Here is a 15639-nt window from a genome sequence, read left to right on the forward strand (position 1 = left end):
TTCCAGGGCGACACCGGCACCCAGGGCCTCCAGGGCTTCCACGGGATCCAGGGCTACACGGGCCCCCAGGGCCTCCAGGGCTTCCAGGGCTTCCAGGGCGACACCGGCACCCAGGGCCTCCAGGGCCTCCAGGGCTTCCAGGGGTTCCAGGGCGACACCGGCACCCAGGGCCTCCAGGGCTTCCAGGGGTTCCAGGGCGACACCGGCACCCAGGGCCTCCAGGGCCTCCAGGGCTTCCAGGGCGACACCGGCACCCAGGGCCTCCAGGGCCTCCAGGGCTTCCAGGGCTTCCAGGGCGACACCGGCACCCAGGGCCTCCAGGGCTTCCAAGGGTTCCAGGGCGACACCGGCACCCAGGGCCTCCAGGGCTTCCAGGGCTTCCAGGGCGACACCGGCACCCAGGGCCTCCAGGGCCTCCAGGGCTTCCAAGGGTTCCAGGGCGACACCGGCACCCAGGGCCTCCAGGGCTTCCAAGGGTTCCAGGGCGACACCGGCACCCAGGGCCTCCAGGGCTTCCAGGGCTTCCAGGGCGACACCGGCACCCAGGGCCTCCAGGGCTTCCAGGGCCTCCAGGGCTTCCAGGGCGACACCGGCACCGCAGGTGTCTCGGGTCCCGCAGGACCGCAAGGCTTTTCAGGCCCCGCGGGACCCGCAGGTGTCGCAGGCCCTGCAGGTGTCGCAGGCCCCGCAGGTGTCTCGGGTCCCGCAGGACCGCAAGGCTTTTCAGGCCCCGCGGGACCCGCAGGTGTCGCAGGCCCCGCAGGTGCTACCGGTCCGCAGGGCTTCCAGGGGTTCCAGGGCGACGTCGGCATCCCGGGCACCCAGGGCGCCCAAGGCTTCCAGGGGTTCCAGGGGTTCCAGGGCGACGTCGGCATCCCGGGCACCCAGGGCGCCCAAGGCTTCCAGGGCCTCGCCGGTCCGCAGGGCGTCCAGGGCTTTCAGGGCGACGTCGGCATCCCGGGCATCCCGGGCACCCAGGGCTTCCAGGGCTTCCAGGGCACCCCGGGCACCCAGGGCACCCAGGGCACGCAGGGCTTCCAGGGCTTCCAGGGCTTCCAGGGGTTCCAGGGCGACGTCGGCATCCCGGGCACCCAGGGCGCCCAAGGCTTCCAGGGCCTCGCCGGTCCGCAGGGCGTCCAGGGCACAAGCGCCGGGGCGCAGAGCACCGTCGTCACGGCTGCCGGTACCGGCAGCGCCATCGCGTCGTGCCCCGCCGGTACCTTCGCCATCAGCGGCGGATTCGTGAACACGGTCGCGGATGTCGTCACCTTCAACGGTCCCGTCGGGGGATCGCCGGCTACGGGTTGGCAGACCAACACCGCACTCCCAGCAAGTCCCGTCAGCGCGTTCGCGGTGTGCACGCCGTAGGCCGCAACGGCTCGTGACCCCAGGCCCGGCTACCCGGTGTTCATGGCGGTACTGAGCGGTGGTGCCCCCGAACTCCGGTCTCGGGGGCACCACCCGTACAGCTGACCATCCCCCAAGCTGAGTCGCAGGACCAGATCGATGAGGTGAACCCGTGAGACGAAGGCGACTGTGGACAGGGCTCGCCGCGACAGCCGTTGTCGCCAGTGTGGCGACCGGTTGGCTTCAACTGTCCAAAGGGGATTCCGCGGCCACACCGACAGCGAAGTCCGCTCACGCGTCCCCCGCGGCGGCCCAGAAGGTGTCCGAGGCCGAGGCATTGCTCCTGGCAGGCATCAAGCAGGGGCAGATCAATGACTACGTCGGCGCGGCGCAAACCTTCAAACGCGTCCTGGGCCTGGACTCCGGCAGCAAACTCGCCTGGTACAACCTCGGCGTCATCGCCCAGCACGACAACCGAACGGCCGACGCCCAGGCGGCTTACGACAGCGCTCTGAAGATCGATCCAGGCTTCGAGTCGGCCCTCTACAACAAGGCGATCCTGGTCGAGTCGAGCGACACCGATCAGGCGATCGCGATGCTGCAGCGCATCGTCGCCGCCGACCCGAAGGCCGCCACGGCCTATCTGAACCTCGGGCATGCCTTGGCGAAGAAGGGCCGCGATGACGAGGCCGGAAACGCCTTCAGCCACGCCGTCCAGACCAGCCCGTCGCTCCAACCGCTCGTCCCGGAACAGTTCCAGGATTCCGCGAGCGCAGCACCATCAGCACCGTCACCGACAGCCACTCAGGCAGGTACCAACAGATGACGTCGTCCGCGACACCGAAGTTCTCCGTCTTCACCCCCAGCCACCGACCGCGCTTCCTGGACGAGTGCCTCGCGACCTTGCAAGCGCAGACCTGCTCCGACTGGGAGTGGATCGTGCTGCTCAACAATGGCGCGCGATGGCGACCGGAGCACCCCGACGACCGTGTACGGGTGGAGATCACGGACAGCATCACGGGCGTCGGAGCGGCCAAACGCCGAGCCTGCGAACTGGCGCGCGGCGAGATCCTCGTCGAGCTCGACCACGACGACCTGCTGGCGAAGGACTGTCTGGCCGAGGTGGGGAAGGCGTTCGACGAGAATCCCGAGGCCGTCTTCGTCTACAGCCACACCGCCCAGATCACCGAGGAGGGGAAGCGGGACGACTCGCGCTTCAACGAGGCGCACGGCTGGCACTACGAGGAGGTGGAGGTCGACGGTCGCCGCTTGTTGCAGGCCATCTCCATGGCGCCGACGCCGCACAACGTCTCGTACATCTGGTACGCCCCCAACCACGTGCGGGCGTTCCGGAAGGACACCTACGAGCAGGTCGGCGGGTACGACGCCACGCGGACGGTGCTGGACGACCAGGACCTGATGTGTCGTCTCTTCCAGGTCGGCGACTTCCACTTGATCCCCCGCTGCCTGTACCTGCAGCGGATCCACGTCGGCAACACCCAGCGCGATCCCGAGGTGAACGCGCACATCCAGCGTGAGACCATCGCCCTGTACGACAGGTACGTCGAGGCCAACGCGCTTGCCTGGACCAAGCGACGCGGGCTGCTCGCACTGGACCTCGGTGCGGCGCACCGCAAGCCGCCCGGTTACCTGGGAGTGGACCAGCATCCGGGGGACGGTGTCGACATCGTCGCGACGCTGCCCGGACGACTGGATCTCCCCGACGACTCGGTCGGTCTGCTCCGCGCGGTGGACTTCCTGGAGCATGTACCTGCGAAGATTCCGCTGATCAACGAGCTGTACCGCCTGCTGGCACCGGGCGGCATGCTCCTCACCCTGACACCCAGCTCCGACGGCCGGGGCGCGTACCAGGATCCGACGCATGTCGCCTTCTACAACGAGAACTCGTTCTGGTACTACACGGACAATCAGTACCGCGTCTTCGTGCCAGAGATTCAGGCCCGGTTCCAAAGCTCGCGCTTGGTCACGTACTACCCGACTGACTGGCACTCCAGAAACAACATCTCTTACGTGCTGGCCAATCTGATCGCGATGAAGGACGGTGCCCAACGGTGCGGCGGTCTGCTGCTGGTGTGATGCCCTGGGCAGGACTCGCGATCTAAAGGGAGTTGGGGACTGGAGCGGCGGCTGATTCTCCGCTATCAGTCCCCAACTTTTATACGAATCGGCGGGGGTGTCGCGGCAGTACCAACATGACAGACAGTGAGGTCTTCTCAGCGGTGATCACTTCCGGATTCCGTTGAGGACGAGGGCTGCTCGGGCGATGTCGCCGATCCGGCTGGGGCTGAGCGCGACGTGCTGCAGGGTGCGCCATCGCTGCTTGAGTTCGGCGGCGGTGCGCTCTCCGAGGGCTCGTACGTGCCGCAGCAGCGTGTTGGACATGCGGGTGTCGACGTGAAGTGCCTGTTCGGACTTGCCCTTTGGGCGGCGGACGGGGATGCGGATGCTGATGCCCGCGCCGATGTAGCCCTTGTCCGCCAGGGTCGGCAGGCCCTCGGCCGCCGCTACCCGCCGTACGACGGCACTCCGGCTCCCGCGACAGCCCCTCCCCAGACTCAAGACCACCAACCCGGTGATCATCCACGAGCAGGCCCTCAGTCAAGTTGACAGCCGCCGCTGGTGTCCCGGCCATACTCACCGGGGCGGGGGCAGGATGCAGCGACACCACATCGATCCTCCTGACCTCCCTGCCGCGATCCCACCTAGCGAACGCGCACGTCAGCCGTTCGCCACAAATCGGGCGGCAGAGTCCCGCAGGGTCGATCAGTCCGGCTCCACTCCCACGCCTGACGAACCAGCGCCTCCAAGGCACTGTCGGTTGCGGCAAGGGCTGGGCTTTGCCGACGCCTGGAGAGCAGTGCGCGCAGCCCGGTCACCGCGTGCGCCCGTGGTACAGGTCGATCAGGGTGCCGCTCAGGGCGTGCAGTGCCGCCGTATCCGCGGATCGTGCGAGGGAGGCCAGCAGCGCTCGGGTATGGCCGTCGTCCCGGGCCGGCACGGTCCCCACGATCGCGGTGATCGTGGGGTCGGCATCGACCACGCCGGTGGGCCTGCGTGTCATACCGGTGGGCCTGCCTGTCATAGGGGTGAGAACGGCCGACTCGATGGGAGGGCGAGTGCCGTGTACGTGCGCAGCGGCGGCCGCTGGCTCGGGTTTTCCCCGGTTTTGCGCGGGGACGCGTGCGCGCAGGGCGTCGGCTTCGGCCTGGGCCGCCAGGGACAGTGGACGGGGCATGGTGTTCTCCTTGCAGGGCGTGGGGCTGGTACGTGCCGAGCGGCCAGGACGCTCCAGGGGGATGTCGAGGCCGGGACCGGTCACGACGAGCCCGGCTCCTCGCGGTGCGAGGGCGTGACGGGCGATGACCGCTCCCCGCACTGCGGCAATCGACAGGTACGCCTCGTCGAGACGCCAGCGGACTTCCACGAGAGCGCCGGACAGGTCGGGCGGGACGGCATAGAGGTTGCCGCGGAAGGTGACCAGGTTCTGGTGGGTGACTGTGCGGATGACGCAGACCCGGGCAGGGAAGGGTGTGGCCGGCAGGTCCAGCAGGCCGGTCGTGGCGGTGGTCGTGGCGCCTGTGAGGGTGTTGTGGGTCGGCGGGAGGGGGCCGTCCGTCCGCTCCGCGAGCTGGTCGAGGCTGTCCTGCGCGGCTTGGATGCGGGTGTCGTCACGCACCGTGCGCCACCAGAAGCGGTCGATGGGGCATGGGCCCTGGTCCGTCATGCCGGTTCCGTCGTCTTGGCAGACGCGGCAGTCGATCACCGCACCGTAGTACTTGGCCACGTGGGCGAAGGCCGGTGCCGCCTTCCCGGTGGCGGGGCGACACACGGCCGGTGCCTGGTCGAACAACCAGCGCCCACCGGTGCCACCCAGACGTCTCAGCACCTGGTCTGTGGCTTCGACCAGCTGCGGGAACTCGTCGTTCTCCGCCAGCACGGCGCGCCAGCGGCCCGTACGTGTGAGCGAGGCCATCAGCACGTGGGCGTGGCGACCGCAGCCCCATTGCGCGGGCGGGTCGGGAAAACTCAGCCAGTCGAACCGCACCTCCTCGTCCGTCGGCCCAGGGGGGGACATGTCGTCCTGGCGGTGGGTGTGCTGGCAGTGTTCGCACGCCGGGCGCACCTCGTGCTTGCGTAGAGCACGAGTGAAGGTCGAGTAGCCGCTCGGGTAGCCCAGCTCGACGATCTCATCGAACAGTACGGTCGCCCGCAGATGCGGATCATCGCGCAGGCGTTCGCGGCAGTAACGCGAGAACCGCAGAAACTCGTCCTGTACGGGGCTTCGGACGCCCACGGTCCGCTCCCCCGCAAGGTAGGACCTCACTGTCTTGCGGTCACGGCCCAGGTGCCGGGCGATCGCCGAAATGGACCACCCCTGACTGCGCAGCACGCATGCGTCCGCGTATTCCCCCCTGGTGAGCATCGAGTCTCCTAACGGTCCGTCATTCTACCTATGCGGATGCCTAATTGATGGCATCCGGGCGAAGCCGGAAACGTAGCACAGGGACCCTATAGATCACAGAGCGGAGGAGCTTCTCTGCAACCGTGCGCCCCTGGGGAATTTTATGAAGCGCCTCAGGTGGTGATAGCCGGCCGAGCGCCTCCCTGCCGGGTTCACCGCGTCCGACAGGTCATCAACAGGTACCGTGGCGCGCGCCACCCTGGGAACTTCACAGAGCATCATCGGCGGTGGGACAGTGTGACGAGGCATCCCGCGCCGGTGGCTCCAAGGCCCGGCAAGTTCTCGACTCGGAGAATGACGAGCCGTCGCTCCCCTGGGAATTACACGGAGCGCCACCGGCGGTGAATATGGAATGTCACTCGCATGGCACACCTGCCGCGCGGTACGCGCGCGTTGGCGGGGACAGGAATCCAGCCCGACTGGCAAAGGAATCACCGCTCCCACCGAACAGGGGCCTGGTCTGAGCCTCGGGAGGTGGTTCTTCGTCCCTGACAGCACGAACGCGTTGGGCGACGCGCATGTCGGCTATCTCTACTGCAAGGGCGAGCGGGGCATCCTGCGGCACTGCTCGCACCTCTTGGCCGACTTCGTGCGGACGATCCGTCAGCTCGGGTCTGTCAATCCCCTGGGAGCGCAGAGGCCTCCCTTATGCGGCCAGGTTCTCCTGATGGTGCCTGGCGCGTGCTTCGCTGATGATCCGTTCGAACTCCACCGGCGGTAGGCCGCCGGCCGAGCTGTGCCTGCGGCGCGGGTTGTAGAACTCGGTGATCCAGGTCGCGATCTTCGGCCGGGCTTCGGTGCGGGTGGCGAAGCGGTGCCGGTGGATGTACTGGACCTTGATCGGCGAGTTGAAGCTCTCCGCGGCGGCGTTGTCCAGCGCCGACCCCACGCGCCCCATGGACTGCACCACGCCCAACCGGTCACACGGCTCGTTGTACGCCGCGAACGTGTATTCGCTGCCGCGGTCCGAGCGGAAGATCACTCCGTCCACGGCGCCGCCGCGCGCGGCGGCCGCGGTCTTCAGCGGCGCGGCGACCGGGGCCGCGTCGTGGTGGGCACCCATCGCATAGCCGAGCAGGCGGCGTGAGAACAGATCAATGACCGAGGCCAAGTACAACTTGCCTTCCCCGGTGTCGATTTCGGTCATATCTCCGGCCCAGAGCATGTTCGGCGAGACGGCGTCGAAGTGACGGTGCACGAGGTCGGAGGCCGCTTCGCGCTTGCCCTGCCGGGTCAGCGAGTGGCGCCGGCGCGGCGGTCTGCGGCCCTGGAGTCCGAGGTCGGCCATGATCTCGGCGACGGTGTTCACCGAGACCTTCCATCCCTCGGCCCACAGGTCGAGCGTGATCCTCGGCGAGCCGTAGGTGTCGCCCGACCGGCGGGAGAAGTACGTGATCCTCTCCTCAAGTCGCGCGCGCCGCACCTCGCGCATCGTCGGCTCGGCCGGTCTGCGACGGTCGGGTAGCCCCGGGGAATCTCACCCCGGGGCTCCCACAGATCCCGGCGTGAACCTCTCGGTTCACCGGGCTCTTGTCGTCCTGATCACCAGACAGCCGGGACGGTGTTGACCCAGACCCAGTGCGCGAAGAACCGAGGCCGTAGCTTCACGGCCCGATCCCACGCGGCTTGGGCCCTCTTCCTGTTCCGCAGCCGTTTGTACTTGTTGCGCGACCACCGCATCACGTAGGCGTTGATGCGGGTCAGGAGGGGATACAGCGCCGATCGGTAGAAGGCGCCGTAGTAGTTCAACCAACCACGCACGACCGGGTTGATCCGCCGTGCGAGGTCCGCTTCGGAAAGGTCGGTGCGCTGGTGCAGTCGCCAGGACCGCACCTGTGCGCTCATCATCTTCAAGGCTTCCTTGCTGACCGCCGGGTTGAAGCCGAGGAACATCTCCCCGTTCTTCTTCCGCACCCCACGCGCCCGGAACGTGAACCCCAGGAACGTGAACGACGTGTGCTCATACGAGCCGCGCCGCTTCCCGTCCTTGCAGTAGACGATCCGGGTCTTCTCGGGGTGCAGTTCCAACCCCACCTCGCGCATCCGCTCCTTGATCGCCGCCAGCACCGTGCGCGCTTGCGACTCACTGACGCAGTGCACCACCGCGTCGTCCACGTAACGCTCGAACCTAATGCTGGGGAACTCCCGGGCCATCCAGGCGTCGAACGCGTAGTTGAGGAACAGATTGGCGAGCACGGGCGAAACCGCTGAACCCTGTGGGGTCCCGCGATCGCGCTCTCGCAAGGTCCCGTCGGGCAGAGCCAGCGGTGCGACCAGCCACCGCTTGATATACAGCACCACCCACGGCAGGTCGGTGTTCGCCTCGACCGCTTTGACGATCAGGTCCCACGGCACGGAGTCGAAGAACTTCCGGATGTCCAGATCGATCACCCAGTCGTTGTTCCAGCACCGTGTCCGGCAGACCCCGACCGCATCCAGCGCGGACCGCTTCGGCCGGTAGCCGTACGAGTCCGGATGGAAGATCGGCTCGACCTTCGCCTCCAGCACCCCGGCCACCACCGTCTGCGCGACCCGGTCGGCGACGGTAGGCACGCCTAAAATTCTCGTGCCCCCGCCGTGCGCCTTCGCGATCTCCACCGCGCGGACCGCAGGAGGGAAGTACGTCCCCGAGGACATCCGGTTCCAGATCTTGTACAGGTTGCCCCGCAGATCCTCCTCAAACTCCTCGATCGACACACCGTCCACCCCGGCCGCACCCTTGTTCGCCCTGACTTTCTCCCACGCCTCCCAGACAGCCCACTTCGAGATCTCGAACGGCTTGCCTGACGATTTCAGCTCGTCCACGCGACTCCTCCCGGAGCACTTCCGGTTGATCGAACAAACGGCCACGAACGACCCGGTCCCTTGGCTCCACCCCCATTACAGGGGCTTCGCAGCTACTACGAACCGGTCCGCCAGCACGACCCGCGACGGTACTCAGGCCCCCTGCAACCGCAGCCGCAAGGGACGCTCCCTCTCGCCGCCCACAGGGCGGACAGTGTCGAGCCGTGCCTTCTCACGTTCCGCGTGAAAGCCGCAGATCGGGCTCGCGTCGCCTCCATGCCGGACACCGCCTGGCCAGTCAGCGGGCTTCCGCCAGGCTCATCCCGGGATCAAGTGGACACCCCGGTTTCGATGTCGTCTGTTTCTATTTCGACACGTCAGCAGCGATTCGCTTGCGCTCGCCTTCCCGATCCCCACCTGACGCCTCATCGAGCGCCTTTTCCACATCGCTCACCACGGTCGGCATTCAGCCGCCGCAGCATGTGGCGGTTTGGAGCCTCCCCCCGCAGGGCGACTCCGAAGGGCCAGAACCTTCATCTTCCACGCAGCACCGCCTCACGAAGCTCTACCTACATCGAGCCCCCTCGGCGTTCGTGACACACCCACTTGTAGAACCACGGCTCGGACACGCCGAGTGCGCGGCAGGAGACGGTGTGCGGGATGCCGTGCCCGGTCCTCTGGTCGCTGATCATCCCGGCGAGCGCTACCGGGTCCGCCACAGCTACTTCACCCAAAGGACCATGCAGCGTTTGAGGACATCACGCTCCATCTCCAACTCCCGGACGCGTTCAACCTGTTCGGCGGCCTGCCGCCGCAGCCGGGCCGGCTCCTCGCGCTCGGACTCGCCCAGCGTCCCGTCACCGCCGGCCTTCCGCGCCCGGGAGACCCACGTGGCCAGGGTGGTCTCATTGATCCCCGGCGCCCGCGCTACCTCGGCCAGCGTCTTGCCGGTCTCGGCGACGATCCCCACAGCCCCCTCACGGAACTCCGCGTCGAACTTCCGCCTCTTGTCTGCCATGACTCCCAGCTTCCCCTTCAGTCACGGCCTCTACGCTACGAGGGGAATGCCACCTTGAAGATCCCCTGCCTCAGTCGCCGTACATGGTCCTCGCACCTGGCCCAGCCGATGCGGTGCCGGCCGAGGCTTTCATCCTCCGGTCCGTCCACCGCAGCCACCAAGGGCTCAGTCAAGACCGTGTCCCCGCCCGCGCCCCCAGTACCTAACTCGTCCTTCGGTCCTGGCGTCCTTGCAGGGGAGTCTTCAAAGGCTCGCCCGACCCATGTGGGCCCGCTTTCGGGCCGCCGCCAGGGCCAGTATCCGGCGGGTTATGCGGGGCTGGACGAAGGTTCGAGCTGGTCCTGGGTTCCTCTGGCCGTTCGGCCTGCCGGCCTTCGCTAGGGGGCCGAGTCGTCGGGGAGTTCGGGAGCCTGGGGGTCCAAGTCGCCGGACGTGGCAGTGTCGCTGTTGAGATCGTGGTGCACCGCCCACGCGATTCGCTGGATCGTGCTGATCCCGTACGACTCGGTGGGGTTGTCCTCGGTGAGGACGGCCATCCGGTAGTCCTTGCTCTCGTTGGTGAAGACACCGATGCTGTGGACCCGCCAGCCGTGGGTCGCCCGAGGCAGCCAGCCGTTCTTCACGTGCACAGAGATCCCCTCCGGTGCGCCGAAAGGCGTGCCCCAGCGTTGGTCGGCCTCCACCCGGTTCATCAGGTCGAGCCCGTACTCCCTGCTTGCCGGCGTGAGCACTTCCGGGTTGCCGGTGAGGACGTCCAGCAGCTTCAGCTCGTCGGCCGCCGTGATCTGTGTGAGCCCCCAGTAGTCGCCGGAACCCAGACGCGTGTCGTCCATCCCCGCCAGCCGCAGGAAGGCGTCGAGGCGAAAGTGGCCCAGGTCCCGCCACAGATTCAGGGCCGCCGTGTTGTCGGATGCGGTGATCATCGGCTGGAGGTTGCGTGCCTCCCAGTCGGTCAGCTGCCGGTGCTCCTCCTCGGCGCGGCGCAGCACGGCGCCCATGATGGTCGCCTTGACCACGCTCGCCGAGTCGAAGTGCCAGGAGGAGTGGTAGGCGCAGGACACGCCGGTTTCGACGTCCCAGACCCCGAAGGCCACGGTGTCCTGGCGGTCCGACAGGGCGGCCGCGAGGTCCCGGGAGAGACGGGCGGCGAGCTCGGGGTTGCGCGAGGACGAGCAGTAGTCCGGGGTGCTCGCGCGGCGGTGGGTGGCCGCCAGCGCGCTCCCGGGGGTCGAGAACACCGGCAGGATCGCCGTTGCGGCAGCGACCAGCCCGGCCACGGCGCGCCCACCGGCGGTAAGGGAAGAAGATGCCACGGGAGGGGATCCTTCCGACGAGCAAGGCGGCCATGCCCTGGAAACGGAATCGAGTGATCCAGGCTCAGGAGACATCACAACCCGTCAAAGGCCGTATTCCGAATCCGTGTTTCGCCGGATCGGCCTACGAAATCACCCCCGGACGCAGGGTGCAGGAGGCGGGTCCGCGCCACCGGCTCGTAGGCACTCGATGCTGCGGGCTCCCTTGAGGGCGATCCCGGCGGGCCGACGTGAGCAGGCCGGTCGCGGGCCGAGCGGATCCGGATGCGCGACGCACGTCGACCAGTGCGGCTGCGAAGTCGGGCGCAACAAGCAACCGGGCTTTGTCCAAGCTCTCGGCACCGTGGAGGCAGCCGGTGCTGACCAGGAACTGGAGCCCGGACGGTGACGCTGGCTCCTTCGCCACGAGAATCCGCGTGCCGGGAGGCCATCCCGCGGACTCCTGTGCCAGGCCCCGCACCGTGGAGGTGACGTCGCCCCCGGCTGCCCGCCAGGTCACCGTCCAGCGGCGGGTACGGCCCTCACAGAGATCCAGACTGACCCGCCCCGCCTTCACGGGCACCGGGACGAGGTCCCGGACGGGCGCACCGTCGTGCTGGCCAGAGGCGACCTCGCCGACCTCCCGCTCGCCATCACCAAAGTGATTGAGGTCCTGGACAGGCGTTGTCAACTTGTCAGCAGTTCAGTTGTGTTGGGGCGTGTCGGGGTAGTACAGCCACACGCCATGGGCGATGCCCTCCCTCGGGTAGTGGTGGCCCCTGTACGACACCGGCGCCGCACCCAGGGGCGGCCCCTCCCCGACAGCCGACAACCCCTTGATCATCCCACCGGCGGGCAGCCCCTCGGCCTGGCCCGACACCGGCCTCCGCACCCGTGATGCCACCGCACGCGCGGTCTGACCGCTGCGCCCGTGCTGTTGAGGGCGTCTGCGTGCACGAGACCTCCCGGACAGAACGTGCGGGAGGTCTCGTCGTGGCGACGCCCGGTCACGCTTGGGGGCATTGGGAGGCGTCTGTGGCCAAGCCATCTGGTCTCTCGCACCACTTACTTACGACACGGGCGATATCTGGAGCCCGTCTCGAATCCTCAGCAGGATGGTCGGGATTCGGAAGCCGGAACTCTGTTCCGTTACAACGACCGTGGTCCGGGTGTCGATGACGCAGCCGGGATCGAACGGGCGGCCCGTCCGATCCCGGTCGGCCGTCGGAGCGAGCGTGCAACCTCTTGTACTCGCGCGGCGCAGCCGGCAAGGTGCCCGGCCCGCGCTGGCGGCGGGCCGGAGTCACCTGGCCCTGTCGCGGACCCCGAGCGTGGTGGGGCCTGGCTCGGCATAGGGGCTGCGTGTCCGTGCTCTTCCAGGGTGCCATCGGCCGACGGGCTTACAGGGGTCTTGCTCGTCCTCCCGAGTGGCACCGGCGGGCTTGCCTTGCTCGTGCCGGACCTCCGGGGTGCCGCCAATGGGCGCTGGCAGGGTCTGATCGTTTCCGGGTGGTGTCTCGGCGGCCACCAATGATTCACCCTGGCCTGAGACTGGTGGCGCGCTCTTCAGCGGCTGACTGCCGCTTTGTACCGTGTCTGGTCCCTTATCACTGATCGCCTCAGCCTCGTCCCTGCCGAGACTGTAGTAAGAGGGATCACTGTCAGCGGTTTGTGAGGTGCCCGGCGACTGCTGAGTGACGAAGTCGATCCGGGGATCCGGCCTCATCTCCTCTACCGCGACGCCGACCGAGGCGGGGGCGGACTCCGGATTTGGCATATCCGCAGCAAACACCGAGCTGCCAATACCCAATGCGAGAGCCCATGAGGTCAGCCCGGTCGAGGCCAGAGCTGCGGCACGGCATTTCATAACGGCCCTTTCATTGAGCCTCTTCAGGTTGGCGTCGAAAGCAGTGGCGACAACGCTAGGGGGACATGAATGCTGGCCATTGGCTTCATCGCCTGTCGCCTCTTCGTCGGCCCGTGCCGTGCCCATCATGCCCGTGCGACTCCAAAAATCTCATTGTCAGCCAATCGCTTGACATTCTTACGGCCTCAGTGCTTGTCGCGAACCTGCATCGCTGATGAGTCACCGCGTTGGCCTAATTCTCTACAGCAGTTTTCTTTTTCGGCCGGTTAGATCATTGCCACAAACGCAGTTGCCTGCCAATTGGTCAAGTCGATGACTACTATTCACTCTATCGGGGTCGGTTCGATTCTTGCAGCGCACAGTGGCAGGGCGATCGCCTGCCACCGCCTGGAGCAGTGCGGTGCGCAACCGAGTGCACATTTGGAGCAATGGAGGTGAGCCAGGGGACGCACTCCCGCCATTTCGACGACTGCGGGGCTGACCGGACCGTTTCTTCGCCGGACATCCCGCGACCCGCCGGCCGCCTACCTGCTGCAGAGGCACTGCCAGCGGTCGGCACCGTTGAGCCCGTCGTCGGGAAGTGCACCGATATACTTCTAGCGGCCTGCATGCAACCAGGGCTGGCGACCACCTTGCCTGGTTCCTCTTCGGTACGGGCTGCTAGTCAGGTAATCATGAGAAGGCTTCATGGCATCCGAGTCGGACCTAATCTGCAGTGGAGAGGTTTCCGAGCTTTCACCGGAAACCCGCCGACGTTTTTCAGCTAGCCACTTGCAGTTAGCTGCCATCTCTGTGAAAGGCTCGACAGCATGCGGAGCACCAACCGAGTGAACCAGCGCGGATACGACTCCGACTCCACCGCCTGCCTTAAATCTTATTTCCTCACCAGCGCAACCGGTACGCGCGGGCCTGTCACCTCATGAGGCGCACGGACAGGATCAAAATCTCCGAGTTTCGCGAAGGGCTGACCGAGCTCTTCTCCGAACTCGCCGAGAACGACAATAACTCTTCTCGCCAGGGATCCGAGTCTTATTCTTCCCCGGACGGCCACACGGTGGGGATCGGGAATGACTCTGGATCACCAGTCATCTTCCTGCCCGAGCAGCTGTCGGAGTGAGTTTTTCGTTCGCAGTGCAGATGCCGCGGCTGACCGCATGGCCCACGTGACGAGCCTTGGTGTGCCGTCCGGATTGGCCACGAAGCCGTAAAAGGCCAGAGAGTGGCCAAGCTGCACGATTAACGGGAAACCCTGTAGTTGAGCATGGCCCACGCTAATCCGGATGAATTACGGCCGGACGAAACCGTGGCGATGTGACCGTTCCGGCGTGAGAGGCAGCCCAGGGCCTGGACGGCGCATGCCGGACTCGGTGCCGACTGCCCCGCAGAAGTCGGTCCGGCCCCTGGCGTGCCAGGGGCCGGACCGGCGCAGTGTCTCCTCGCCGGCCCAGAGGCCAGGCAGTCCTGCTGCGGAAGTCCACGGGCGTGGACCTTGATGTCCGGGTCGTCGCGGTTGCTGAGCGTCGCCGGTCGGTCAGGTAGAGGGCCGGGCGATTCAGTCGGTCGGGTTGTGACTGCCGTAACGGCAGGAGCTGGTCGTACTGGCCACCGAGCGGGCACCGAAGGCAATCGGGTGTTGAACTCCTCAGCGAAGGTGAGAGTTTCCCTTGGGCGGGGTTTCCCCAGATCCGAGACGAGGCAACGGCCAAGGCGGCGTTGCTGAGATTGCGGCAGCTGGCTGCGTCCCGATAGAAGCCGAAGTCGGTGTAGGTTCCGGCAGGAAAATCTCGCGATCCGGTGGTGAGCGTGTAACCATTCGGGCAGATCAGCGGTGAAGTGACCGGGCCCGGGAAGCCGTAATTGTTCCCCGCCGAATCACGCACAGCCACGCCGGGCCGCAGGACCGTAATACACGTGGACGAGTGCACCTTCACGGTGGCCGTCAGCTCCCCCGGGACGGCCACCGTGGGCATAAGGCCGCCGTGGGCGACAGTGATCGCCGACACTGCGCGGCGTGGCAAGGAGCACTTAGCGTGAAGAGAGCCGCGACCACGAGTATGGCGATCCTGATTCCTGCCTGAATACATATTTCCTTCCGCCCGGGCACAGCCGTCTCCACGCCCGAAAATATTATTTCTCCACATTTGGACGGAAGGCACGGAAACGAGCACAAGAAATCCATCCAGATGATAGCCATTCCCGGCACGAGCCATCGGCGCGTACGCCGGAGGGGCCAGTCATCCCGCCTCGCGGAAGGCACGAAGAAGAGCAGAGCGGGCACGGCGAAGAGCTGGGGCGCTCGCCCCTCCAGCATCGGGGGCCCTTGTGTGCGAGGCGCAGGACCACGGGGCGCCGCGCATGCGATCGCCGATACCTGGCACCGCCACAAGCGTTAACCACGAGATTTCATCGGGTACCAACCGTGACTGGCTTGACTGCTACTCTCTGCATCGTTACGCCTGACCGGTAGCAGCTTACTACTGAGGTGGTCAATCGATTCACCCTGCTGGACGACTTTCCCACTCGGCCAGGAAAGTCTGACTAATGGGCGGCTGGAATGAAACGGCAAGTCAACTTCCTGGAATCAAGCCCACGTTCGGTAATGTCAGATTTTGCCTGCTTCTCTGCTTTCCGGCTGCCGACCCCGGCGGGCCGACCGATAAAGGCGAACTGCCCTCCAGAGCAGCAGGTGCTACCTGGACGGCATCCGCCGGGCCAGGACTGTACTGATTCGAACCGGCTGGAGCGTCCTGCTCGGCGGGTACACAGCAGGGGAGTTCGTGCGCTGATGACCATTGACCACGAGAGCGTGCCGCGCCCTGGCCGCCCCCTGCCGAACTCCCGGCGGATC

9 protein-coding genes and 1 pseudogene are annotated in these 15639 nt (G+C 66.7%); 3 read left to right on the forward strand and 7 right to left on the reverse strand.

Annotation, left to right across the window (positions count from 1 at the left end; translation table 11 throughout):
- The 3 genes and pseudogenes from P3T39_RS35730 to P3T39_RS35740 all read left to right on the forward strand — a co-directional run.
- Positions 1 to 1368: pseudogene (locus P3T39_RS35730) on the forward strand (collagen-like protein); the annotation flags it as partial.
- 298 nt (positions 1369 to 1666) lie between these two features.
- The gene (locus P3T39_RS35735) at positions 1667 to 2173 is read left to right on the forward strand and encodes a tetratricopeptide repeat protein (protein ID WP_280703483.1); all 507 of its coding nucleotides are present in this window, start codon (positions 1667 to 1669) and stop codon (positions 2171 to 2173) included.
- Positions 2170 to 3444, forward strand: coding sequence for a glycosyltransferase (locus P3T39_RS35740; RefSeq protein WP_280703484.1), 1275 nt, complete (start codon positions 2170 to 2172; stop codon positions 3442 to 3444). Before P3T39_RS35735 ends, P3T39_RS35740 begins: the two co-directional genes overlap by 4 nt.
- Before the next feature lie 147 nt (positions 3445 to 3591).
- Here the strand turns inward: P3T39_RS35740 and P3T39_RS35745 are convergent, their stop codons facing one another.
- From P3T39_RS35745 to P3T39_RS35775, 7 genes are all read right to left on the reverse strand, one after another.
- On the reverse strand, positions 3592 to 3933 hold the full coding sequence (locus P3T39_RS35745; RefSeq protein WP_280703492.1) for a transposase family protein: 342 nt from the start codon (positions 3931 to 3933) through the stop codon (positions 3592 to 3594).
- Between the two features lie 307 nt (positions 3934 to 4240).
- Complete coding sequence (locus P3T39_RS35750; RefSeq protein ID WP_280703485.1) at positions 4241 to 5662, reverse strand: IS21 family transposase; 1422 nt, start codon at positions 5660 to 5662, stop codon at positions 4241 to 4243.
- A gap of 814 nt (positions 5663 to 6476) precedes the next feature.
- Complete coding sequence (locus P3T39_RS35755) at positions 6477 to 7253, reverse strand: IS3 family transposase (RefSeq protein ID WP_280703487.1); 777 nt, start codon at positions 7251 to 7253, stop codon at positions 6477 to 6479.
- Positions 7254 to 7372: 119 nt separating this feature from the next.
- On the reverse strand, positions 7373 to 8635 hold the full coding sequence (ltrA, locus tag P3T39_RS35760; RefSeq protein WP_280703488.1) for a group II intron reverse transcriptase/maturase: 1263 nt from the start codon (positions 8633 to 8635) through the stop codon (positions 7373 to 7375).
- A gap of 548 nt (positions 8636 to 9183) precedes the next feature.
- A complete protein-coding gene (locus tag P3T39_RS35765; protein ID WP_280703489.1) occupies positions 9184 to 9333 on the reverse strand; it encodes a hypothetical protein in 150 nt (49 codons plus the stop codon).
- A gap of 2 nt (positions 9334 to 9335) precedes the next feature.
- A complete protein-coding gene (locus tag P3T39_RS35770; protein ID WP_280703490.1) occupies positions 9336 to 9632 on the reverse strand; it encodes a transposase in 297 nt (98 codons plus the stop codon).
- A gap of 377 nt (positions 9633 to 10009) precedes the next feature.
- Positions 10010 to 10945 (reverse strand): serine hydrolase, encoded by a 936-nt coding sequence (locus tag P3T39_RS35775; RefSeq protein WP_280703491.1) that lies wholly within the window; start codon positions 10943 to 10945, stop codon positions 10010 to 10012.
- Between the last annotated feature and the right edge of the window lie 4694 nt (positions 10946 to 15639).

The organism is Kitasatospora sp. GP82 (assembly GCF_029892105.1).
Taxonomy (GTDB): domain Bacteria; phylum Actinomycetota; class Actinomycetes; order Streptomycetales; family Streptomycetaceae; genus Kitasatospora.

Bases quoted from the DNA above. Each gene is read 5' to 3' on its own strand.
- P3T39_RS35740 (WP_280703484.1), top strand. From the start codon at position 2,170: ATGACGTCGTCCGCGACACCGAAGTTCTCCGTCTTCACCCCCAGCCAC.
- P3T39_RS35770 (WP_280703490.1), bottom strand. From the start codon at position 9,632: ATGGCAGACAAGAGGCGGAAGTTCGACGCGGAGTTCCGTGAGGGGGCT.